The organism is Endozoicomonas sp., assembly GCF_051008435.1.
Taxonomy (GTDB): Bacteria; Pseudomonadota; Gammaproteobacteria; order Pseudomonadales; family Endozoicomonadaceae; genus Endozoicomonas_A.
Window position 1 is genome coordinate 1 of the sequence record NZ_JBPCXO010000250.1, and the last position, 23079, is coordinate 23079.

Below are 23079 nucleotides of genomic sequence, written 5' to 3' on the forward strand. Positions count from 1 at the left end.
GGCTGATGGCTCTCAACTGGCTGATGGCTCTCAACTGGCTGATGGCTCTCAACTGGCTGATGGCTCTCAACTGGCTGATGGCTCTCAACTGGCTGATGGCTCTCAACTGGCTGATGGCTCAGAAGAAGCTTTGCTATGGCGACAGACAAAAACTGATCTTGCAGCCCGGGCTCTGGGTGGTGATGTACTGTCTGCCAGTGATGATTTCTTTGCTGAAAAAGACAATCTGCTACTGGACTCTGAACCTGTATTCCTTCCGGAAAAGTACACGGCATACGGCAAATGGATGGATGGCTGGGAATCCCGCCGACGCCGGAGTGGAGATCAAGACTGGGTCATCGTCAGGCTTGCAACCCTGGGAATGGTTGAAGGGGTAGAAGTGGATACCCGTCACTTCAAAGGCAATGCACCAGGTGCCGTACAACTGGAATATATCGCCAGCGAATCCGACCCCGACATGCACAGCCACTGGCAGAGTATGACGGCCAGAATTGCCATCCATGCCGATCATCGCAACCTGATCAGTCTGGACCAACCTGTTGAAGCCACTCATATCCGCCTGAGAATATTCCCTGATGGGGGCGTTGCCCGTCTCAGAGTCTACGGAAAAATTCTGTTTAACACCCAGAACCTCCTCCCCAATGAACCCGTTGACCTGTCTGCCCTGATGAATGGGGCTCGTCCAGTCAACTGCTCAGACGCTTTCTTCAGCCCTATGCAAAACCTGCTCCGTCCGGGCCGGGGAGCTGACATGCACGATGGCTGGGAAACGCGCAGAAGACGCAATGGTGGCCACGACTGGATGATCATCAAGCTCGCTACGCCAGGCAAAATTGGCCGGGTTGAAATAGATACCCTGCACTTCAAAGGAAATTATCCCGACAGAGGTGGCCTGGAAGGCTGTTATTTTGAAGGAGAAGTGCCAGACGACAGCGCACAGTGGCAGAGCCTCCTGCCTGATCAGAAACTTCACGCCCATCGCAATCATACTTTTGTAGAAAACCTGGAAAATACCCAAGAAATCTACACTCATGTCCGCCTTAATATTTACCCCGATGGAGGCGTATCCAGACTAAGAGTAGTGGGTCAGCCGGAGCAAACGAAATGACACTGAGCGAACTGAACGCATTGAGTGAAGAGCAGGCAACAGAAGTCTTCCGTCAGTGTTGTGCCAGCGGCCATTGGGTTGAGTGCATGGTCGCAGCAAGACCCTTTGCCAATATTGAAAGTTTGCTGATCGCTTCTGACGCCGTATGGTCTCATTGCCAGAAATCGGACTACCTGGAAGCTTTTGATGCTCACCCGAAAATCGGTGATATCAACAGTTTGAAAGAAAAGTACGCTAATACTCAGACCCTGGCCGGACTTGAACAGTCCAGGGTCAACGAAGCCAATGAACAAACCCTGCAAGCATTGGCTGAAGGCAACAAACAGTATGAGAACCGGTTTGGCTATATTTTCATTGTCTGCGCTACCGGAAAAACAGCCGGTGAGATGCTAGCACTGCTTGAGCAACGTTTAGGCAACGAACCCGCAGATGAGGTTTCAATTGCAGCCTCTGAACAGCATAAAATTACCCGTATTCGCCTGTGTAAAATGCTCAAGAACGCCTCTCTGCCGAAAGAAGGAATGATTTTATGACCGGGATCAGCACTCATGTCCTCGATACTGCGCGCGGCCACCCTGCAGATCGGGTTCCCGTTACTTTGTATAAGCAAGCAGAAGACGGCTGGGTAGAAATAGGGCAGGGCACAACCAACGACGACGGAAGAGTAAATAGTCTTGCCACTGACGAGGTGAATCTCCCGAAAGGTATTTATAAGCTGGACTTTGAGACTCAGAGTTACTTCAACCGGTTGGGTCAAACGTCGTTTTATCCGGAAGTAACCGTCATTTTCGAAGTCAGTGACAACCGTCATCACCATGTGCCATTGCTGATTTCACCCTTTGGGTATTCGACATACAGAGGGAGCTGACTCTCACTCTTTGTCGGGCAAAAAGGCGTTGCACAGACCAACGCTGACAAAAAATAAGAACAAAGAGACACCCGCCCATGCTAACAACGTTAACCACCCGGGCTCTCCCTGTAGAGCCCTTGACTGCCGAAAGCTTCAAACCCTTCGGCGATGTGATCGAAGCCTGTGGTGACGCCATGATCATCAACCAGGGTCGCTGTCACAAATTCAACGATCTCACCCGGATTGCCACCGATGCCGAAGGTGAAGTGGCTATTCATATTTACCATACAGAAGCCATCAGGCAGCCCTACCCGCTGGATTTACTGGAACGTCACCCCCTGGGCAGTCAGGCCTTCATACCTCTGGAAAAGCAGCCATTTTTTATTGTTGTCGCCCCGGATAACCACCAGAAACCGGATTTTAATAAGATTCGATGCTTTGCTGCTGATGGTTCTCAAGGCATCAACTATCATCCAGGCACCTGGCATCATCCACTACTCTCTGTGGGTCAAGGTATCTCCTATCTGGTGGTTGACCGCACCGGTTCGGGACACAACTGTGATGAAGTTTTAATACCAGAACACCTTTCTCTGACAGTGGGAGCATCGCTATGAATACCCCCATTTTCTGGCGCGCCTCTGTACTTCATTTCCTGGACGATCCTGAGAAGGGAGCGCAAAGCTGGGAATACTTTGACGACGGTGGATTACTGGTTGAATCAGGCGTTATCAAGGCTTGTGGTCCTGCGGAAGCACTGTTGGAGCAACTGCCGGAAGGTTGTGAAGTCAGGGACTTCTCCAGCAGGCTGATCGTACCGGGATTTATCGATACCCATGTGCACTACCCCCAACTGGAAGTGATGGCTGGTTGTGGAGTGCAACTGCTCGACTGGCTGGAGCAATATACTTTTCCTGCTGAAGCCCAGTTCTCAAATCCTGAGTATTCAAAAGAAATCGCAGAACTGTTTCTGGATCAGTGTCTGACCCATGGAACCACAACCGCTCTGATTTTCGGTACAGTGGACCCTCAATCCGTCGATGCCTTCTTTGAAGCCGCTGAAAAGCGCAACATGCGCATGATTGCTGGCAAGGTCATGATGGACCGAAATGCACCGGACTATCTGCTCGACACACCTGAGAGCAGCTATGAAGATTCGAAACGACTGATCGATCTCTGGCACAATAAAGGGCGACTGTCTTATGCAGTGACTCCCCGATTTGCTCCCACCTCTTCTTCAGAGCAACTCGCCATGGCCGGTCGACTGCTTAAAGAACATAAAGATCTCTACCTCCATACCCACCTTTCTGAAAACTCCAAAGAAATAGCATGGGTTCAGGAACTGTTTCCTGAAAGCGACAACTATCTGGATGTCTACGACCAGCATGGCCTGCTTGGCCCACGATCCGTCTTTGCACACTCCATCCATCTGTGTGATCAAAGCTGGAATCGAATGGCTGAAACCGACTCATCCATCGCTTGCTGCCCAGGCTCCAATCTGTTTCTGGGTAGCGGGTTATTCAATTTTTCCAAAGCTAAAAACAACAATATTCGTGTTGGGCTGGGAACAGACGTGGGCGGTGGCACCAGCCTTTGCCTGCTCAACACCATGAAAGACGCTTATCAGGTATCTCAGTTGAGCGAGAATACGATTTCTCCTCTTCAAGCTTTCTACCTGGCTACTTTGGGGGGCGCCAGAGCTCTGCACCTCGACGACCGCATCGGTAGTTTCAAGATCGGTAACGAGGCTGATTTTCTGGTACTTAATCCCGAAGCCACGCCACTGCTGAAATTCAGAACAGATAAAACAAAAACACTGGAAGAGTTACTGGGTGTCCTGATGGTAATGGGTGACGACAGAGTCATAGAGAAAGCCATTGTCATGGGCCAGGAAACTCGAGGAAAAAGCTGAGCATGGAATCCTATCTACAGGACTGGTTGAACCTGATTTTTCGGTGGTTGCACGTCACGGCAGGTATTGCCTGGATCGGTGCATCCTTTTACTTCAACTGGCTGGAAGGCCGACTGGAAAAAGCCCCTCAGGCCAAACAGAAAAAAGGCATTAAGGGAGAATTATGGGCTGTGCATGGTGGAGGCTTTTATGAAATAAACAAATACCACCTGGCTCCGGAGAAAATGCCGGAAACTCTGCACTGGTTCAAATGGGAAGCCTATGTAACCTGGCTGAGTGGCTTTGGTTTACTGGCCATCATCTATTACTGGGGAGCAGAAAGTTATCTGCTAACGCCTGACTCTCCACTGTCATCAGCGTCAGCCATTGCAATAAGCGCATTCAGTCTGCTGATGAGCTGGCTGGTTTACGACTTCCTTTGCCGCACCCCCTTGTTTAACAATGAAAAGCTGTTTAGCGCTGTACTGTTTGGGCTGATCGTATTTTCTGCCTGGGGATACGCTCAGCTGTTCAGTGACAGAGCCGCCTATATCCATGTAGGAGCCCTGATCGGAACACTGATGGTAGGTAATGTCTTCCAGATTATTATTCCATCCCAGAGGAAGCTGGTTGACGCCGCCGAAAGAGGCGACAGCAGCTTTGACCCAGCCATAGCCCAGCATGCCTTGCTACGCTCAAGGCACAATAACTACTTCACTCTGCCACTGTTGTTTATCATGATCAGTGGTCACTACCCGATGACTTATGGTCATGACTGGAACTGGGCCATTCTTGCGGCTTTGTCTCTGGCAGCCATTCTGATCCGACACTTCTTTAACCGCCGTAATCAGGGTGCTGTATTAACCTGGCTCTGGCCTACCGCTGCCGTAGTAATGCTGAGTCTGGCTTTTGTCATCCGACCCCAGGTGGCCCCTCTGCCTGAAGTCGCTGAGCAGCCCGCCTTTGACGAAAAGGCCATTGTCGAGATTGTCACCAGCCGCTGCTCTACCTGTCATGCCGCCCAGCCCACTGATCCTCTCTTTCAGGCAGCGCCGGGGGGACTGATTTTTGATGACTATGAGTCGATAGCCAGCAAAGCGGACAAGATATACAGTCAGGCAGTTCTGACGCAGATCATGCCTTTGGCGAACCGGACAGACATGACGGAGGAAGAACGTCAGCTTCTGGGGCAGTGGTATCAACAGCTGAAGTCGGAAGGAAACGACTCACTCAAAGTCTCTATGAATTGACGCAAACTGAGGGCTCTGAATCAATCCGAGCCCTCGGTAACCTTTCTATAACTCTTCGTGATCATGATCCGAAGGTGTGTGGTTCAAGCCAGATAAAGGGATGCTGTAGAGATCACAACGAAGCGTACTGGTCACTTTGTGCTCTTCTACCCCATGATAAACATCCAGAATGATATGTGAATGAGACTGAAGGCCTGCCTGAATGTTTCTATCCGCGCAGTCACAGATCTCAACACTCTCCGACTTAAAGCTGCAATCTTCCCGTATACTCTTCTGAAAACCATTGGAGCGGAGGAAACTGAACATGTCCATTTCACCTCCAGGATAAAGAACGTTCAACCCGGTCACACCAGGCTTTTGTAAAGTGGCTTCTGACTCAAATTTATAATGCCTTCCGGTAATGGCCAGTAATGTCATGTTGTGAGGGTTTTCCTTTGTATCATATAGGCCCTTGAGTTTAATACCGGCGTCCTTTTCACCCAGAGCTTCACTGGAAATCAGTTCATAGCGGATGGCGATCACAGGCACAAAAAAACCACAGCGCTCACGCTGCTTACAAACCCCATCTTTTTGCTTCCCCCACTCAAGGCCATAGGTTTCAACCAATAAGGGCAGGTTACTGTCAGGGATTTTGGCACCGTCAAAAGCCAGATCAATCTCTATCTGAGTATCTTGCTTGTCGGTATAAACACAACCGTATCTGAAACTACTACCAGCCTCGTAATAAGCCCTGAGAAATTGAAGATCCTGATTGCTTTTTGGATGAGTGACTTCATCATTGGCTGCACGAGGCCCCACCTCTTCCACCAATGAATCAGCGGTATATCTGAGCGATTTAAAGAAGTCGGGAACACCTTCTGGAAGGTGCGATACATCGCCAACCCAACGCCTTGCATCCTGTGTCTGCTCCAGATTGATTTCCTCTCCTGGAGGGCAATAAAAAACATGTCCATATACCGATGTCAGCGGAGCCAGAAGCACCACAGATAATCCGGCCAACACTTGTCTGAAACTCACTTTTACTACTCCACCAGCAAGATTAAAAAAGGCTATCTGAGCGTGGCACAAATTCTTTTTTTTTATCCATGGGTGGCTTCCGTTGTATAAAATAGCGACTGTCGTTACTGACTTTTAAGCGGCTATAACCTCTTTGGAGACAGACATGAAGAAGTGGCAATGTACTGTTTGCGGTTTTATCTACAACGAAGAACAAGGCTGGCCTGATGAAGGTATTGAGCCGGGTACTCCCTGGAGTGAGGTGCCTGACAGCTGGGTTTGCCCAGACTGTGGCGCAGCCAAACAGGACTTCGAAATGGTTGAGCTGGATTAGGTGCCTGGCTATGCTCAATCGTCTCCCTATAGAGACCAACCGGACAAAAAGATCATTCAGGTTATTCCTTTTATATTTAAGCTTGTTAAACTCCCGTCGGCACCCATAAGAATTAGAGAGTGAGAACGGTGTTTGGAGGTCAACAATGAAGAAATGGCAGTGTGTCGTCTGCGGCCTGATTTACGATGAAGCTGAAGGCTGGCCAGATGAGGGAATTGATCCGGGAACCCGCTGGGAAGATGTCCCTGAAGACTGGCTCTGTCCTGATTGCGGAGTCGGCAAAGACGACTTTGAAATGGCTGAAGTAGGCTGATTTTATCGAAATAGCCTGATTCCCGCGTATTTCGGGAGAAAGGCTATTGCTCTAACCTCTGCAGTGTTTTAGTCTGTTGATGGTTGCTTGCCCAACGGAAGATAAAAAAAACAAGAAGGAGTGCATGACACCATGCGTAAACCAGAACTCGTAAATGCCATTGCCGACCAGGCAGATCTGACAAAAGACCAGGCCAATCAGGCTCTCAATGCTCTGATTGAAACCATAACCTCCGCTCTGAAAGAAGAAGACACTGTCAGCCTTGTAGGATTTGGAACATTCCTGCAGCGCAGCAGAGCCGCACGTACAGGTAAAAACCCACAAACCGGTGAACCGATACAGATTGCTGCCAGTAATACAGTAGCCTTCAAACCTGGTAAAGCCCTTAAGGATGCCGTTAACGGCTGATATTGGCAGAGCCAAAGAATTCCGGAGGTTGCTCTGCTGTCAGAACAACCTCATTTATTCAAACCTTCCTTTTTCCCGTCAGCCCCAACCACAGCCTTTCAGAGTATCGTCCTAACAGCCAAAAGCTAAGCGCTAGCAATGCGTAGAACAAGGCTTTATGCATTTCATCCCAGCCGTATTCAAAGAACCGGGTATACAAATTAACCAATAGAAAGCAGACGCCACTGATTCTCAGTATTGAGTCATCTCGGCGAAAACCTATCACCAGTGCCAGACCGGATGCCACAATCATGGCCAGTCGCCACAACCAAAGCTCCGCCTGTGATGCTTCGTTAGACTCAAGCAGGTAGTCATAATTCCCCACCATGGACAAAATCCACAGGCATACAAAAAGCACCATCAACGAGATGAATTGAGTCGTTTCAAAAAATGCCAGAGTTCGTCTAAAGAATGTCAGGACATGACTCAGCGCAAGAATCACCAAGCTAAAAAGGAGGAATCGCAGCGGGTAACTCATCCCGAAAAACGCCTGATCCTCGCCACCGGCCCAATAGGCCGTTTCAGCAAAAAACCAGAAGACCAATACCAGCAGCCCTGTCACCCAAAGCAGTAGAGACTCCAGAATCACCGCTACCAACAGGTAGATCACAGCAGCAAGCAGAAGTAACAGCGAATAATGACCACTGCCTGTATCGATAGCCTGCCCCAGATAATAAATTGAACCCGCCGTGGCAGCTGCACCCAGGAAAAAAATCAGTTCCTGACTGAAAACACCATGTTTCTGACGAGACTTGAACCACCCGCCAAACAGATAAATGCCCACAGACAGCACAGCAAAACACAAGCTTCGAGTACCATTCTGAAGAGTAAAAAGGTGCTCCAGCCATTCCATCAAGGCGTCATCCATAACCACGGCTAATAAAGACAAAACCATGGAAGAAAGAGCAGCCCAAAAAGCATACTGCGCCACCAGACGCCATTGAAAAGAGCGCACTTCCATAGACTCAAGCAAGGCCACCTTTTTCCCTTCTTCCAAAAGACCATCCCGGGACCAGCCTTCCAAACTTTCTTTCAGAAAACGGTATTGCTTTCCATTCACTTTCATAATATTTCCCTGGGATGACCTGTAGAATCAGGAGGTTGGCCGAGAACAGACCGACTCCTAAGGTTTATCTTTTAATGCATCAGAGTGATTAGCGCCCATCACAATTAGTTTGCATGAAAAGCCCGTTAAGTGGCCATCATTGTTAAATTGTTCAGACACACTGATCAGAGCAATGGAGTCTTTCTTAATATTTTCCTTTAAGTCCGCATCCGTACAACCGCAAAGCTTAAATCCTTTTTTATCCAGGCAGGGTTCAAACGGTTCAACATCACCCGAAGACGAATCATAAAACCTCTTAATAATATCGTACGTATCTTCCATGCTTTGGGTCTCACCTCTTAAAAGTTGGGTGCGATCCGTACTGCTAAGAAAATCTTCCTCTGAATAAACGTACCCTTCTTTTCCTTCGGCAATAAAACTTTTCTCTCCTGTGCTCCAAGAGAGAGGCCCCAGCATTAACCTCTCAGGAGGTCTATCCCACTCAGAATACACCGGTTCATTGGGGGTGCTCTGTCGCTGGATCACCAGCTGAGGGATCCTGAACACGCACTTCTCGAAATACGTCTGACACTCAAACTGATGTTGATGCTCTGTTGCCTTTCCTGTCCATCTTCCATCAGCAGTAATAATGGGTAGCGCTATGGCTCCCTGCATCAACATTGGATTTTCAGCTTCGAGCACCACTTCATAGCTCTTTTCTCTTGAAAAATCAGCCACCCGATAAAGGCAAGAGAGGTAATAAACCCCTTGTTCTTTATCAATACCGGCTTGTTTAAATACGAATGAATCTCCGGATTCAGCTGCCTCATACGCAGCTACAGACTGCATTTTTCCCCAGGAGGCTGGCATTCCCTCAGTCAACGGCGCCTCCCAGTGTTTATTGACAGGATTGAAAACAATATCCGCCGGAGATGGACAATGGCTTTTATTGATTAAAGATGCAGGAGAAGCTGAAGAAGGCTCTTTAGCCGGTACCTCTGGCTGCATGCCACTACTGATTGCAAGAGGCGTGAAAAAAGCACTTATCAAAAGAAACACAACACCAGGCCCGAGTTGCATAGCAAAACCATTACTTGTTGAATGAACCCAGAAAGCGTGGCAAACATCCGCCATTATGCAAGAAAGCGGGATAAGCCTTTTATTTTTAAGACCTTAAAACGTACTTTCCGAATCCCTATTTTTAGACCAGGGTGTTGACACTTTCGGCTTATATCCCTAATATTCGCCGCACTTGTCGAGCAGCACATCGCTGATCGCAGGGCCCAGGTGGCGGAATTGGTAGACGCGCTAGCTTCAGGTGCTAGTGTCCGAAAGGGCGTGGAAGTTCGAGTCTTCTTCTGGGCACCAGTCATTTAACGATGATTGGGCCGGACGCAAAGTCCAAACAATTAGTGATATGCCCAGGTGGCGGAATTGGTAGACGCGCTAGCTTCAGGTGCTAGTGTCCGAAAGGGCGTGGAAGTTCGAGTCTTCTTCTGGGCACCATATCACAAACTTTAAAAAGCTGATCTTTGATCGGCTTTTTTAGTATTCAGCTCTCACTCGCCATTCTGGTTAATTGTCTCTTCCTTTTACTTCTCTGCACTCAACATTGTATTTCTATTGCACGAACTTCTTTCGTCGATTAAAAACAACGCACCTGTTCAATAAATCGACCTGACAGTTTTGCTGTCCCGGAATCATCAATGGAACTTAACACCTGGCTGGCTTTTCTGGCCGCAACCATCATTATCAGTGTCACACCCGGTGCCGGTGCTGTGAACACCATGGCAACAGCTATACGCTCAGGTTTAATCAAGACCCTGCCTTCCATTATGGGGCTTCAGGTAGCCCTGATTCTATTTTTGATTGTTGTAGCAGCTGGCCTCGGAGCCATCCTGGCCGCCTCTGAAACCCTGTTCACTGTGATCAAGTGGGTAGGAGCCATTTACCTGATATTTCTGGGCATCATGAAATGGCGCGAAGTCGCGCAAGAACTTTCTTCCGGGAGCCCATCCAACATCAGCCAGAGAAAGTCCTTTGCCAGTGCCATTCTGGTTAATCTGACCAACCCCAAGGCCATTGTTTTTCAGGCTGCTTTTCTACCGCAGTTTATCGACCCTGCTCTGACACTCTGGCCCCAGTACTTGATCATGGGAGTCACCATGGTCATCGTCGACAGTCTGGTCATGGTGGGTTATGCCAGCTTTGCCCTGAAGCTGAGGCCTATTATGAGAAAGTACGGAAAGCTGCAAAACCGCCTGTTTGGCTCCCTGTTTATCGCTTGTGGCGGGCTTCTGGCTGCCAGTCAGCGGTAACCTTCCCAATAGCACTATGGTCAATGTCTCACAAACTGAAAGGAAAACCTCCGATTTCGGAAAATACCTAATCATGGATAATAGGAATCGTCAGCTCGGGACAGGAAGTCCACAAAGTCAGGAAGACTTAAGCTGACATAGAGGCAGGATGCCTCAGGATAGTCAGGATGACCATCCAAAGCGCAGGAAGCGAACCGGGCAGGATGCCCAGAGTCAGGAAGACTTGAACACTGCAGGCAGCAGGCAAAGCAGGAAGCTTTGAAGTCAGGACGACAGGTTGCAGGAAGCGAATTGGGGCAGGATGCCTGAAGGACGAAAGGATTAACTGCAGGATGCAGTTTGGCAGGAAGCCAGAAGGTCAGGAAGACCCAAGATTTCAGCAGGATGCAAACCAGGCAGGACGCCTGAAGTGGTCAGGAAAGACCAACACAGCAGGATGCTACTTTCAGAGCAGGAAGCTCTGAAACAAAGAGTAAGAAAAGGATTCACAGGGATCGTACGAAAAGCAGACCATGAGGTCTGTTTTTTGTATCCGGGGTTATTGACAAAGAACCCGCTCATACATATCATGCATCTCGTTCCTTGCCGGTATAGCTCAGTTGGTAGAGCAACTGACTTGTAATCAGTGGGTCCCGAGTTCGACTCTTGGTGCCGGCACCAATTTTCTTCTAAGTTATCAACGACTTAGAATTGACATGAGACAAGAATTGTATACTTTGTTTCAGTCGTTTAAGGGTTAATGCTACACGGTGTGCTACACCATATTACCCTAGTACTAAAAAAGCCAGGCTGTTATCCACAACCTGGCTTTTTTATTTCCCTAGAAAATAAGGGCTGGGGGGGAAAGTGTAGCATCACCCTACCTCAAAAAGTGTGGGGTAGTGTAGTACTACACCATCTGCTACCCCTTCAAACACTCACCGGGGGGGGAGTCTCCCCCTATGCTGGACATGGAGTCCCAAAGAGTCTCCTGAAAATAATGGGGGGGATCACACAGAGAGCTACACACTCATAGGCCCACCAATATTTACTCGGCGGGCCAATAAATTCTCACCATGGGTAAAAGAGCCCGACCTTCTGTATCGAACTGGTCATAATGAGTCACAATCAAATCAGCGAGGTCATCCATATCAATCAGAGTTACAGGAAAGGCTGCTCGCTCAGCCTCATATCGAGCTTCTCTTGAAAAGCCACCAGTACTGACATACAAACCTTTGTCTCCTTCACGAAGTGCACCCAGAAAGCTCCTGATGGCCTGAGCCCCCATACTGCCTGTACGATGCTTTACTTCTGCCTTGATTCTGGGTTGGGTTAACCCTAAACCATCAGGTGATGCAGTCACATCCACACCACGATCAGGACCCTTTGGTGACACTCTGGTTCTGTACCCCATGGCACGTAATACAGCTGCCAGCATATGCTCCATTTCTTCCGGATCTAAAGAATGAATCTTGTCTTTGATCAGTTCATGACCCCGAGAAATGGTGTCGAGCATCATCGCTTTAAGGTCATCAACCTCTTCTTCAGGACTTTCTACAACCGGTTTGCTTTTCCCCTCAAGAACAGAAAGCAGCTCCTGGCAGACACCATCAGACAATGAGAACAAAGTTAGTGTAGAACCCAGCGAATTACGTGTTGCTTGTGACAATAGATCTCTGGAGATCTTGCCTAACCATCGAACTTTGCGGGCATTGGCATAGTCACCTACCAACTGGCCATTATCCAGATAGACGTATTCACCCAGATCTTCACCGATCAAATATTCCCGCAGCTCAGGACTGTAACTGGTGACCAAGTCGCCTTTTTTGATTTCATCACGAAACTTACGCAGCATATGCACTGCGTTAGAAGTACGGTTTGGCTTACTGTCGTCGTACAAACTGATATAAGCTTCTCGCAAGGCGGAAAGCTCTTTGAGTTGATTCAGATCCCCCAGGTCATTCCAGCCAATAGCCACGTACCCACGCTCAAAATCTTCAAAGTACTGACCGCCTCTGCCTGCTCGGATCATCCATCCTGACATGTTCTACTCCGTTGGATCTTATCCTGATTACTCAAACTTCAACGCCCAGACGCTGAACTTCAATATGACACCGTTCCCAGTCCGGATAATGCTGGCTGACCAGTTTCCAGAATGCCTTGTCATGTTGTTTCTCTACGGTATGACACAACTCATGGACAATCACATAGTCCAGAACCGATGGAGAAAACTCCATACAGCGGGGATGAAATTCCAATACGTTGTCTTCTGTGCAACTGGCCCAGCGACGCTGGAATTTAAACAGCCTTGCGCCTTTGGCCTCCAAGCCTGTCTGCCGCTGCCAGTAACGAACTCTTGGAAATAACTTATCCCTGGCCTTATCACGGAAGAACTGTTCTCTAACACTTTTCAGAGTATCTCTGGAAAGGCTGTGACCTTCCGGTGACTGAATAAAAAACCGGCTGTGATTAAAACTGATCAACGCCTGACGTAATTCCAAAGCGGGCTCTACAACGCAGTACCAGGTTTTCCCTCGATAGAGCAGGCGGCTGCCTGTGACAAACTCATCTTTCAGAGGTTGATTAACCTCGACCAGTTTCTGTTTGATCCACCGAGCTCGATAGCGAATCAGCTCTTGTTGCTCGCTCTCTGGCACCTTGGGGCCTCGCAACAGAACCGGCTTGTCCCGTTCAACGGTTACATAGTGTTGCTTCAACTCAGGCTCTTCCCGAAAGACCCAGGAGATAGCAGTGGTGCCATATTGGTAAACAGGCATCAGTGTGGTCAGCCTCAGTTATTCAAAAGAATGTCAAACAGAGTAGCCGCATGCTGTCGCGCTGTACTCATATCCCAACCGGCCAGTGCCCGTAGCTTTTTACGGATCTGCTTTTGCAGCTCCTTATGAATTTCCTTCTTCTCTTTCCAGATGGGACTGGCAAGCACACTTCCTATATTCTCATCCTCAAACAAAGCCTGAGTCCACTGCCTGGCAGATACACTGTCCTGCCCATCACTAGCCTGATCGCTCAATTGGTCGCTCAATTGAGAGCCCAAGTAATCGTACACAGCAATTTGCGCTGGGGAACTGAAACCTGCCTGTTGAGCTCCCGATGCTTTTTCCCGAATCTGTTGACTGAAAAGCTCCAGCTGTTGGAGGAACTCGGCCTGCTCGATTCGCTTTTCCTTCTCGTCTTCAATCAACTTTTTCAATGCTTCTTCAAGAGGTCCAAAGAAGCCAGGATTCTTCTGCTTGCCGGTAGCAATCGTGTGTTTAAGCTGGTTTTTCATGGTCAGAGCCTGGCTGCCCAGACTTTTCAGTTTACGCAGTCGCTCCATATCATTGGCATCAAGAATAGAGATTTCCTTGCCTAACAGACTCCGTACTTCATCCGCCTCAATATGTTCGTCAAGAAGTTGTTGCAGAAGCTCTGACTCAAGCTGGTTTAAAGGGCCCTTATGAGCATCGTCTGGCAGCTTGTTTCTCAATGCCAGCTTGATCTCTCCCAGTACTTTGAAATAAGGCTTGTAGCGTGCTCCACGTTCATCTGGCAGTACCACATCCAACCGGGCATTGAACTCTTTAAAGGCCGCCAGAAACTCATCAACAACATCCAACCTGACATCCGGATCAAGGTAGCGATCAGCATCGTCTTTATAAAGCTCTGATTGCTTAACCAGATCGTGCTTTTTGGGCAACAGGTTCAACACTTTTTGCAGGGCAGTTTCCAGCTTGGGCAATTCACTGTTGATATCTGTCCAGATCTGCTCAGGCTTCACGTCGCCACCATAAATCGATAACGCCTGATCCAGATACTCAACCACACCGTAATAATCAACGATGTAACCCGCATTCTTGCCTTTGCGAGTCCGGTTCACACGGGCAATAGCCTGCAATAGCGTATGTTCTTTCAGCGGTTTATCGAGATAGAGCGTGTTGACAATAGGAGCATCCCAGCCAGTCAGCAGCATATCGGAAACAATTAACAGTCCAATGTTGTTCACATTGATCGTATTCTCATCGTTCTGGCTTTCATCGCCCGTCTCCATAAAGCAATAGGGCTTTTTAAACAGGTTATTGACCAGGTTCGGGATATCATCCGTCGGCACCGCTACGGGTTCTTTGCCTTCTTTTATTTCACTACGAACCCGTTCCTCAATGGTTTGCAGCTTGTGTTGCCTGCCATGCACTTCATAAGCGGCTTTTGCTTCATTGACACCGGTTTTATTCTCAGTGATACCACCCAGTGAAATCACAACACGGCTTTCAAAGGTTTCCTGTCCAGCGTCCTTTCGTTCTGCCATCATGGCATCCAGCGTATCCTTGTAGCGCACCGCCATATCCCGACCATCACAAACCAGCATCCCTTTGAAGCCTTTTGCCTTGACGCTCCCCAGAAAGTGCTCAATCAAGTGTCGTGCATTTTCATCAATGCGATCTTTTGCGGTGCGCCGTTTTTTCAGCAACGCCTGTTTAAGTTGCTTTTGTCTAACTTCATCTTCCTGCCCAAACAAGTCACCAAAAGCTTTATCCAGCTCCGGGTCCACCGTCAGCTCAGTCATCCCTTCCTGATATTTGATCGGTAAGGTTGCACCATCCGCTACAGCCTCATCCAGCCGGTAGGTATCTATATAATCTCCCGAGCCACTTGCTCCCATGAAAGCGTCCAGGGTATTTCTGTCTCCCTTGTTCAAAGGAGTACCGGTAAAAGCCACAAACTTGGCATTGGGCAAGCTGGCACGCATAAAGGTAGCAAGAAAGCCGTATTGGCTGCGATGGGCTTCATCCACCAACACATAAAAATTAGGCTTGGTCGTTAGAACATGAAAGTCTACCGCCTCACGGCTTTGCTCGACCCACTTATTGGGTTTGGCGGTACCATCAGCATTTAGTTTGCCAAAATGGACGTTTACATCTTCGCAGATAAAGAACTGATTACCTTCTAAAACTCTTCTTACACGAGTCTGTAGCTCTTCGTTCTCAGACTCTGAATCTTTGGCAGCAGCTTTAATCGGCTTACCGTCCCGCTCCTGAAATTTCTGTACTGTACTGGTGAAAACACTGCCATAGTCGTTGGAGAGCATTCTCTCCAGCCCAGCAACCGATGGTGCTTTGATCGGACTCATACCAACATTGGCAAACGTATTGGATATCTGTCGATCCAGATCAGTTCGGTCAGTTAACACCAGTACACTGGGGTTATTCAGGCCCAGACACTGAGCTCTCAGATAGCGGGCAAGATAGGCCATGGTCAGCGATTTGCCACTGCCCTGGGTGTGCCAGACGACTCCTCCAGATGGGCCGCCTTCTGATTTATCTGCCGTCAGCTTTGCAATGGTTTTACGTACCGCTCGCCATTGCTGATAGCGAGGGAGCTTTTTAATCGTTCTACCTTCATCCAGCTCGAACAGCACAAATTGACAGACCAGCTCCACAAAGCGGGAAGGCTCAAACAGTGCCCAAAGCAATTTATCCTGCTCATTCGGCTCACTGCCTTTTAATTGCGTTACCAGAGCTAACTCTTTTTCTTCCAGGCGGTAGCGAAAATAGAAAGCTTCAGGCGTAAAGATTGCACCGTACAGAGCCTGGCTACGGTTTATAGCTGCACATACCTGATTAAATACAAAGTGACGTGGATGACTGTTCTGATACGCCAGCAGCTGGTTAATGCCTTTACCTATTTTAACGTGACTGGCCTTGCACTCGATCATTGCCAGCGGCAGACCATTAATAAACAACAACAGGTCCGGACGAAATTCGTCACCGTCACTGTTGGTGCCGACAAATTGATCCACTACATGAAACTCGTTTCTCTGGAGCGAATTTAATGGCTCAACCTGATCGAAGAAACAGACACTGCGGAGACGACCATCAGCATCCTTGATCTGGATCGCACTGCCATGAACAACGGACTCCCAACACTTCTGGTTGGCTTCCATCAGGTTATCGTTCCAGAACTTTCTTAATTCTCTTAGAACGCTTTCCGCACCACTTGCTACGTCGGCCAGCCAGGGATTAAAAGCCAGCAGTCGATCCGTCAGCACATCCGTCAAAATAGGGAGCAGGTGCCTGTGCGACTGTTGTTCACCCACTGCTTTGCCAGACAAGTGGGTATAACCCAGCCTTTGTAACCAGGCGATGGCAGGCTTTTCAACACCTTCCCGTTCGGGAGAGGAAGAGGGTACGGCACCCTTGTTCATAAGGAGGTGTCTCACAGGCAACAGTTGTCGTTTCTGACCCTATCACGACTGTCAGAACCTCACCAGAGCCGCCCTGCTGTTTACTATGGAAGTGCAGCTATATCTACTTCAGCTATTTCTATGATTCGGATTAAGCTGCACTTCCAGCTCATGGCTGTTTAGTTTTTGCCCATTTTTTCCGGTCATATTTAGTTTTTTGCATGGATATTTAGTTTTCAGGCCAGAGGGCGGCCTCGATTTAGCTTTTTCTGTTTTCACCGGAAGGCAGGGAAAACCAAACAGGGTGTTCTGATCGCTATCAAATAACCATCAAATAAAGCGAGCTGACTCAGCTTAATGGCTGCCATGGGGGCTGAGTCGTTTGAGAGGGATCATTTGGGGTTCTCCCAAATGCTTACCGACAGACAGGGCTCTCTTGGTCATATCGTCCCTTAATATTTAGTTTTTTTGGATTTTTTTGAGGTAAATTTAGTTTTTTATGGCAGTATTTAGTTTTTACCCTCTATCAAAAGGCTCGATTTATGCCAGCTCCCCTTGGCTATGAATGGTTGAAAGAACACTGTCAGCTGAGTGTTTTACCTCATTCTGTTCGCTCATACACGGGTGGTTTGCTGGGAACAAGAGCCAATCAAGTGAAACGGCATGAGATTCTGGAGCAGAACTTTCCCGACTCAGCCAGACCGGAAGAAACTCTGGTTGGACACCTGCTGTTTGCTTTAAAGCATGAAGGCGTTAACCCCGCCTATCTCCAGCAGGTTTTTCTGCAAAAAGGCGTAGAGAATCACATTCAGGCCACCATCCAGAAGCGCCCCAGCAGCCACTGGAGCCGTCGTCTGTGGTTCTGGTATGAATACCTTACGGAAACCCTGCTGCCACTGCCTGACTGCAAAGCCGTTAAATATGAGTCGGTTCTCGATGAAGAACGCTACTTTACCGCTCAACCCATGAATGTTCGGCGTTATTGCCTGCGCAACAATTTACCGGGACACGGAAGATTCCTACCACTGGTTCAAAAAACGGATGCCCTGCGTGACGCATCCGATACCAGACTGGAGCAATGCCTGCACAGTGCCCTGGCGGATTATGACGAAGAAGTATTTGCCAGAGCTTCCCGTTTCCTGACCACTTATGAAACCCGAACCTCTTCTGAAATTGAGTCAGAAAACATAACGCCTGATAAATACATTCGTTTTGGCCGGGCACTGGAAATGGCAGGCCAAACGCCACTGACCAAAGAGCGATTGATTGAAATCCAGAACATCATCAAGGATGCCCACCAACAGGAGCCTGACTACCGGGTTGAGCAAAACTATATTGGCGGCCCAGGCCCCCAGGGTGTCGCTCTGCCGCCACCCCGTCCGGAAAACATTGAGGACCTGATGGATGACTGGTTTGCCATGGTGGCACGATTGGCCGACTCGAACATTCCCGCCAGTGTTCGGGCAGGAATTCTCTCCGCCAGCTTTGTCTATTTGCATCCGTTTATGGACGGCAACGGGCGGATCAGCCGCTACCTGATTCAGGATGTTCTGGCAAAGTCCGGCATCCTGCAACCGGGTATTATTCTGCCGGTATCCGGCGGGATTCTGAACCGTCAGCAGGATTATTATCAGACACTGGATCGGCTATCCAGAGCTATCTGCGCCCAGACTGACTATTACATTGATGAAGCCGGGCATATCACCATTGAAGGGGAAACAGACCATCTGTTCCGCTACCTGGACCTTACTCACTACTGCCAATGGCTTTGCGAAGTAATTAACGATGTGGCCGAACACCTGTTACCCAAAGAGATTGACACCCTAGTGCTGGCCGACCGACTCTACCGGGCACTGGATCAGGTGCTTGACCTGTCAGCCAAAGAGTTGCGCCTGATGGTCAGGATTATTCTGGACAACAAAGGCAAGTTGAGTAAGCGGAAACAAAAGCAGTTTGAATTTCTGACCGATCATGACTTTGAACAGATCGACCAGATTGCCGCTGAAGTGCTTAAAGGCACCACCAGGAAGTAGCGCCCAATGAATTGTCTACGCAGTGAGTAGACAATTCATATAGCCGTTTCTTCAAAACAGTCGCCACTAGCACTGTCACAATGTCAGTAATCCTGTGAATCTGGTTTCACTCGTATCTGGCCGGTCAGCAGCTTTTGCATCAGGCCCTTTTTTAGTTGTTGGGTTTGGGATTTTTTAGTGTTTAAGCGATTGAGTTTACAGTCTACAGTGGACAGGATTTTGGCTATTTGTTTTTGTTCTGCCATATTGGATGGATGCGCAATTCTTAATTTTTTAAAAAATGGTAAGCCTATGGTCTTGATTGTTGAACCTATAGCAATACGTTCAAACTCTGGCTTCATGAGCTGTAACAGGTAATACAGATACCAGTTATTAAGCAGACCTTTAGGTTCACAATTCCACACAATGAAGTGCTGACTCACAGCCATTTCTTGGTCCATAACCGCACTTTTGCCAATGCCAGCATCTCTAGAAAGTACAACTGTTCCCTTGGGGTGTAGAGTTGCAGAAGAATTATCAATACCTAAAGAAGAAATCTCCTTGTCGGTGGTGTCAATTGGGCCTTGATCAAGCTTGCTAGAGTCGGCCAAAGAAATCCATTTAATCCCACCATTCCAGTATTCAGGCTTTTGCTTGTCAGGTGTATGACCACTCCCCCTATTAGCCAATTTATCCAGAAGAGTTACCTCCCACCCAACCGGAATCCGCCCCAGTTCAGAGTCCTTAAACTCAGTATGAGGTTGCCAGTTCCCATCGGCATCCTGCGTACCCACACCTTCGGAAAACAGCTTTTGCATCAACCCTTTTTTCAGGGTCTGGGTGGCAGCGATCTGCTGGTCGATCAGGGTCAGTTTACTGTCCACAGTGGAGAGGATTTGGGCTATTTTTTTTTGTTCTGGGAGTGGGGGGACAGCAACCTTAGCATCCAAAATTTTTGAAGGTGATGAATGCCTAACAGTCGTACCTGTTGCAGTGTTTTGAATATATCGTTTGTAGTCTTCTGCCTGTGCAAGATATAAGAGATATTCTTTGCTCAAAGAGTTGCTAAGGAAGTTAATCTTGCCAATTCGTTGGTTATGAAGCAGGGGTTCATCTTCAGTTACCAATCCCATATTTCCTAATATTTCACATTTGACAGAAAGGTCGGTCATCACAACGACCAAATCATCAGCCTTGAGTTCATATTCCGCTGGATAATCAGAATTAAACCGCTTGGTATTTCGTTCATTAAAATACAAGCCTCCGGTTCTCTTAAAATTACCGGGAGTTAACAAGATTGCGCCTTTATCCCCAAAATGCTCACCAGGAAAAGCGTAACCATGCTTTATCTCGATGAAGCTTTTCAATTCATCAAATGACCAATCAGCAGGTATTACCCCAACAGGACTTTCTTTATATCCTTCCAGCAACATAACTCCCATCACGCCACCTCCACTTCTGGATTCCCACCTTCGCGGGAATGACGGGAGGAGGTTAGGCCCAATTCGGCCAGATACCCATCCAGCTCCGCATCAACATCTGCCAACTGACCACTGATCACTCCCAACTCAGCCAATACCAAAGGTATGTCGATAGAAGGCTCCGGCTCCGAAGTATCAATATACCGGGCAATATTCAGGTTAAAATCGTTTTCTTCAATCTCAGCCAGCTCTACCACACGACAGTATTTCTCTTCTTCTGCATTGTTGTGGAAAGCCGCGCTGTGAGCATCGTGGATATGTTCAATATCTTGTGGGCGCAGGCTGTTCTGGTTTTTACCTTCGGCAAACTCTTGGCTGGCGTCGATAAAGATCACCCGGTTTTTCAGATTTTCAGGCTTCTGCTTATTGAGGATCAGCACGCAGGCGGGAATGCCGGTGTTATAGAACAGGGCAGAGGGCAGGCCAATAATGGCTTCAACACGGTCACCGGGCAATTCTTTGGCCCCCTGGAGCAAACCTGTGCGAATTTTTCCTTCTTCTCCACCCCGGAATAGCACACCATGGGGCAAGACGACCGCCATACGACCATTGTCTTTCAGACTGGCCAGCATATGTTGTACAAAGGCCAAATCAGCGTAGCCACGGGGTGGTATACCGTAACCCAGTCGTCCAAACGGGTCTTTCACTTCTTTCTTGTAGTTGGGCGGTACTTCTTTCTCTTTGCCGCTTTTATCTGTTTTTTTCGGACGGTTAACTTCTACATGCGTCCACCAGCTTTTGGCTGAAAATGGCGGATTGGCAATCACCCGGTCAAAGCATTGAATGCCTTCATTATCCCGGTGCAGCGGTTTTACCAGGGTGTCGCCCCGTTCCAATTCGGCACGCATGTTGTGCAGATATAAATTCAGCTTGCCGATGGCCCAGGTGCCCAGGTTCTTTTCCTGACCGTAGAGCATGATATTGGGTTGCCCGGCAATCATGCCATCCGGCAGTTGAGAAACATGATGGGCACTTTCCACCAGCATACCGCCACTGCCAAAAGTCGGGTCATAAACGGTATGCCCCGGCTGTGGGTCCAGCAGGTTAACCAGCAGTTGCACGACGGGTTTGGGCGTATAGAACTCTCCACCCTTTTTACCGGCATCGTCAGCAAACTGTTTGATCAGGTATTCGTAGGCATCGCCCAGCATATCGGCTTTGTACAGGCTGTTATTGCCCAGGTTGTACTGGTTAAAGTGGCGCAGCAAACGAGCCAGCAATGTGTCGCCCAGTTTGTTTTTGTCGCCAAACTGAATGGCGGTTAGCACACCTTCCAGGTAACTGTTCTGGGCTTCAATATCACCAAAGGCTTCATCAATGGCTTCGCCAATGTTCTCAGTGCGGCTGGTGATAAAGCTCCAGCGGGCGTGCTCGGGTACAAAGTGGTCGCCGTCTTCCTGCTCTATCTCAATAGCTTCTTCTCGAGAGCAGTCTTCGTCGGACATGATGGCCGCTACTTTTTCTTCAAAAACATCGTTGAACCGCTTCAGGAAAATCAGGCCGAAGATGTAGTTTTTGAAGTCAGAGCTGTCGATAGAACCGCGCATGATATTGGCGGATTCCCAGAGCCAGCTTTCTAATGTTTCAAGAGTAAGGATTTCTAGGGTAAGCTTTTCCTGAGACATGTAAGGTAACCGGTTGAGTTGTTGGCCATTTGCCCGGAGCCTGTCGGACTTATGCTTTCGAGTTTGAAATTCAGTAGAGCGAGTCAGCTTTTTCGTTGGATTTGTGCGAATAGTTGACCTATTTAAGCAAATTCAACGGAAAAACTGGCCGCTCTTTCTGGATTTCAGACCGAAATTGTCATAAGTCCGGCAGGCTCCATGGATGAAGTGTACAGCAGAGATACGGCCAATGACTGATTGATAATCAAGTTAGGTTACAGGAAAGGAAACGGTTATAGAATGACTTCAACCCATAAGCTGCCCTGTCATCAGGCCAGCTCTCGATAGTCTTCAAGTTCAACCACTGTCCGGTCTTCATCACAGGTACTTTCACCATTGAGAATACTGCTCAGATAATCATCATAAATCTTGGCAACATCCCGCTTTTCATCCAACCGGTCATCGTGATCATAATGCCTGGATTCTACACTGCCATCTTCCCTGCTCTGTAAGAGATAACGATGTTCTTTCAACACTCTCTGATCAGTAAACAGCCGGGTGCAGGTTCTTCTCAAGTCTTTGGCAGTAAAACGTTCTGGAATCCACCTTCCCTCTGAAACGGCCTGATCCTGCAACCAGTCGTTATACTCACTCACCAGCGACCCAAGATTGGACACATCAATGGGTGACTTACCGGTAATCATAAAGGGGCCACTGAAATCTCCCGATATTGTTTGAGCGTCTTCCAATATTTCAAGCGCTCTACGGGTCAGTGGAATCACCCTCTTTTTGGGGACGGCATTCTTGCCTTTGGTATCAATAAACCTCAGCGCTCTTCTACGCCAATCAATATCCGTCCACTGAATATGATTGAGCTGTTCCGGACGGTTGCCGAAGCAGGCCAGACAAAACTTCAGTAACAGACCATAGAGTGGACTCCAGGTTTGCTTGATCTGATCCAGGTCATGCCACAGCTGATGAATCTCGGCATTAGAGAGGGTTCGATCTCTGACTCGTTCAAACTCAGCGTACTTGGGTATGGCATCAGCCGGATTGAACTGGATGTGGAAGCATTTACCGTTCTCTAACTGGTGCCTGGGATCATAATCAGACTTCATACCCAGGTTATACGCCGCTATCAGATAACTTCGGGGCTTTTACAGGTTGGCTGATGAAAAGTGAGGGGTTGCAACAGAAATAGCCTTCAGGAGACGATTGATTTGTAAGGATCAAAATTTCTGAAGGATCAGACATGTGTGCAACACCCTCACTACGC

General features: G+C 48.3%; 20 protein-coding genes and 3 tRNA genes. 14 read left to right on the forward strand and 9 right to left on the reverse strand.

Annotation, left to right across the window (positions count from 1 at the left end; translation table 11 throughout):
- The 6 genes from alc to ACR2PX_RS12840 all read left to right on the forward strand — a co-directional run.
- Window positions 1-1108 (forward strand): allantoicase (gene alc, locus ACR2PX_RS12815; protein WP_433999750.1); only part of this gene is annotated, 1108 nt, incomplete at its 5' end.
- Complete coding sequence (uraD, locus tag ACR2PX_RS12820) at window positions 1105-1641, forward strand: 2-oxo-4-hydroxy-4-carboxy-5-ureidoimidazoline decarboxylase (protein ID WP_433999751.1); 537 nt, start codon at window positions 1105-1107, stop codon at window positions 1639-1641. The genes alc and uraD, both read left to right, overlap by 4 nt.
- Complete coding sequence (gene uraH, locus ACR2PX_RS12825) at window positions 1638-1976, forward strand: hydroxyisourate hydrolase (protein WP_433999752.1); 339 nt, start codon at window positions 1638-1640, stop codon at window positions 1974-1976. Before uraD ends, uraH begins: the two co-directional genes overlap by 4 nt.
- Window positions 1977-2053: 77 nt before the next feature.
- On the forward strand, window positions 2054-2572 hold the full coding sequence (locus tag ACR2PX_RS12830; protein ID WP_433999753.1) for an ureidoglycolate lyase: 519 nt from the start codon (window positions 2054-2056) through the stop codon (window positions 2570-2572).
- Window positions 2569-3867 (forward strand): guanine deaminase, encoded by a 1299-nt coding sequence (guaD, locus tag ACR2PX_RS12835; protein ID WP_433999754.1) that lies wholly within the window; start codon window positions 2569-2571, stop codon window positions 3865-3867. The genes ACR2PX_RS12830 and guaD overlap by 4 nt, the downstream gene beginning before the upstream one ends.
- A 2-nt stretch (window positions 3868-3869) precedes the next feature.
- A complete protein-coding gene (locus ACR2PX_RS12840; RefSeq protein ID WP_433999755.1) occupies window positions 3870-5096 on the forward strand; it encodes a urate hydroxylase PuuD in 1227 nt (408 codons plus the stop codon).
- Window positions 5097-5141: 45 nt separating this feature from the next.
- Here the strand turns inward: ACR2PX_RS12840 and ACR2PX_RS12845 are convergent, their stop codons facing one another.
- Window positions 5142-6113 (reverse strand): hypothetical protein, encoded by a 972-nt coding sequence (locus tag ACR2PX_RS12845; protein WP_433999756.1) that lies wholly within the window; start codon window positions 6111-6113, stop codon window positions 5142-5144.
- Window positions 6114-6258: 145 nt separating this feature from the next.
- On the opposite strand from ACR2PX_RS12845, the gene ACR2PX_RS12850 reads away from it, so the two are divergent.
- From ACR2PX_RS12850 to ACR2PX_RS12860, 3 genes are all read left to right on the forward strand, one after another.
- Entirely contained in the window at window positions 6259-6426 is a 168-nt protein-coding gene (locus tag ACR2PX_RS12850; RefSeq protein WP_433999757.1) for a rubredoxin, read from the forward strand.
- Window positions 6427-6571: 145 nt separating this feature from the next.
- Window positions 6572-6739: a rubredoxin gene (locus ACR2PX_RS12855; RefSeq protein ID WP_433999758.1), complete on the forward strand. Its 168-nt coding sequence runs from the start codon at window positions 6572-6574 to the stop codon at window positions 6737-6739.
- A 132-nt stretch (window positions 6740-6871) separates the two neighbouring features.
- Window positions 6872-7147 (forward strand): HU family DNA-binding protein, encoded by a 276-nt coding sequence (locus tag ACR2PX_RS12860; protein WP_062264255.1) that lies wholly within the window; start codon window positions 6872-6874, stop codon window positions 7145-7147.
- Between the two features lie 58 nt (window positions 7148-7205).
- Here the strand turns inward: ACR2PX_RS12860 and ACR2PX_RS12865 are convergent, their stop codons facing one another.
- Window positions 7206-8252, reverse strand: coding sequence for a hypothetical protein (locus ACR2PX_RS12865; protein ID WP_433999759.1), 1047 nt, complete (start codon window positions 8250-8252; stop codon window positions 7206-7208).
- A gap of 57 nt (window positions 8253-8309) precedes the next feature.
- The gene (locus ACR2PX_RS12870; protein WP_433999760.1) at window positions 8310-9311 is read right to left on the reverse strand and encodes a hypothetical protein; all 1002 of its coding nucleotides are present in this window, start codon (window positions 9309-9311) and stop codon (window positions 8310-8312) included.
- Between the two features lie 201 nt (window positions 9312-9512).
- On the opposite strand from ACR2PX_RS12870, the gene ACR2PX_RS12875 reads away from it, so the two are divergent.
- The 4 genes from ACR2PX_RS12875 (at window position 9513) to ACR2PX_RS12890 (ending at window position 11209) form a co-directional block, all read left to right on the forward strand.
- Window positions 9513-9599: transfer RNA gene (locus tag ACR2PX_RS12875), tRNA-Leu, on the forward strand.
- Between the two features lie 51 nt (window positions 9600-9650).
- Window positions 9651-9737 (forward strand) — tRNA-Leu (locus tag ACR2PX_RS12880).
- A gap of 200 nt (window positions 9738-9937) precedes the next feature.
- A complete protein-coding gene (rhtB, locus tag ACR2PX_RS12885) occupies window positions 9938-10549 on the forward strand; it encodes a homoserine/homoserine lactone efflux protein (protein WP_433999761.1) in 612 nt (203 codons plus the stop codon).
- A 584-nt stretch (window positions 10550-11133) separates the two neighbouring features.
- Window positions 11134-11209: transfer RNA gene (locus tag ACR2PX_RS12890), tRNA-Thr, on the forward strand.
- Between the two features lie 367 nt (window positions 11210-11576).
- On the opposite strand, the gene ACR2PX_RS12895 is transcribed toward ACR2PX_RS12890, so the two are convergent.
- From ACR2PX_RS12895 to ACR2PX_RS12905, 3 genes are read right to left on the reverse strand one after another with little or no spacing between them, the layout of a single operon-like run.
- Entirely contained in the window at window positions 11577-12572 is a 996-nt protein-coding gene (locus tag ACR2PX_RS12895) for a restriction endonuclease (RefSeq protein WP_433999762.1), read from the reverse strand.
- Window positions 12573-12603: 31 nt separating this feature from the next.
- Window positions 12604-13305, reverse strand: a complete 702-nt coding sequence (locus ACR2PX_RS12900) for a M48 family metallopeptidase (protein WP_433999763.1) — start codon at window positions 13303-13305, stop codon at window positions 12604-12606.
- A gap of 14 nt (window positions 13306-13319) precedes the next feature.
- Window positions 13320-16727: a type I restriction endonuclease subunit R gene (locus ACR2PX_RS12905; RefSeq protein WP_433999764.1), complete on the reverse strand. Its 3408-nt coding sequence runs from the start codon at window positions 16725-16727 to the stop codon at window positions 13320-13322.
- A gap of 521 nt (window positions 16728-17248) precedes the next feature.
- Here ACR2PX_RS12905 and ACR2PX_RS12910 point away from each other — a divergent pair.
- Entirely contained in the window at window positions 17249-18739 is a 1491-nt protein-coding gene (locus ACR2PX_RS12910) for a Fic family protein (RefSeq protein ID WP_433999765.1), read from the forward strand.
- A gap of 83 nt (window positions 18740-18822) precedes the next feature.
- Here the strand turns inward: ACR2PX_RS12910 and ACR2PX_RS12915 are convergent, their stop codons facing one another.
- The 3 genes from ACR2PX_RS12915 to ACR2PX_RS12925 form a co-directional block, all read right to left on the reverse strand.
- A complete protein-coding gene (locus ACR2PX_RS12915) occupies window positions 18823-20151 on the reverse strand; it encodes a restriction endonuclease subunit S (protein ID WP_433999766.1) in 1329 nt (442 codons plus the stop codon).
- A gap of 8 nt (window positions 20152-20159) precedes the next feature.
- Window positions 20160-21824 (reverse strand): N-6 DNA methylase, encoded by a 1665-nt coding sequence (locus tag ACR2PX_RS12920; RefSeq protein ID WP_433999767.1) that lies wholly within the window; start codon window positions 21822-21824, stop codon window positions 20160-20162.
- A gap of 308 nt (window positions 21825-22132) precedes the next feature.
- Window positions 22133-22921, reverse strand: coding sequence for a hypothetical protein (locus tag ACR2PX_RS12925; RefSeq protein WP_433999768.1), 789 nt, complete (start codon window positions 22919-22921; stop codon window positions 22133-22135).
- Between the last annotated feature and the right edge of the window lie 158 nt (window positions 22922-23079).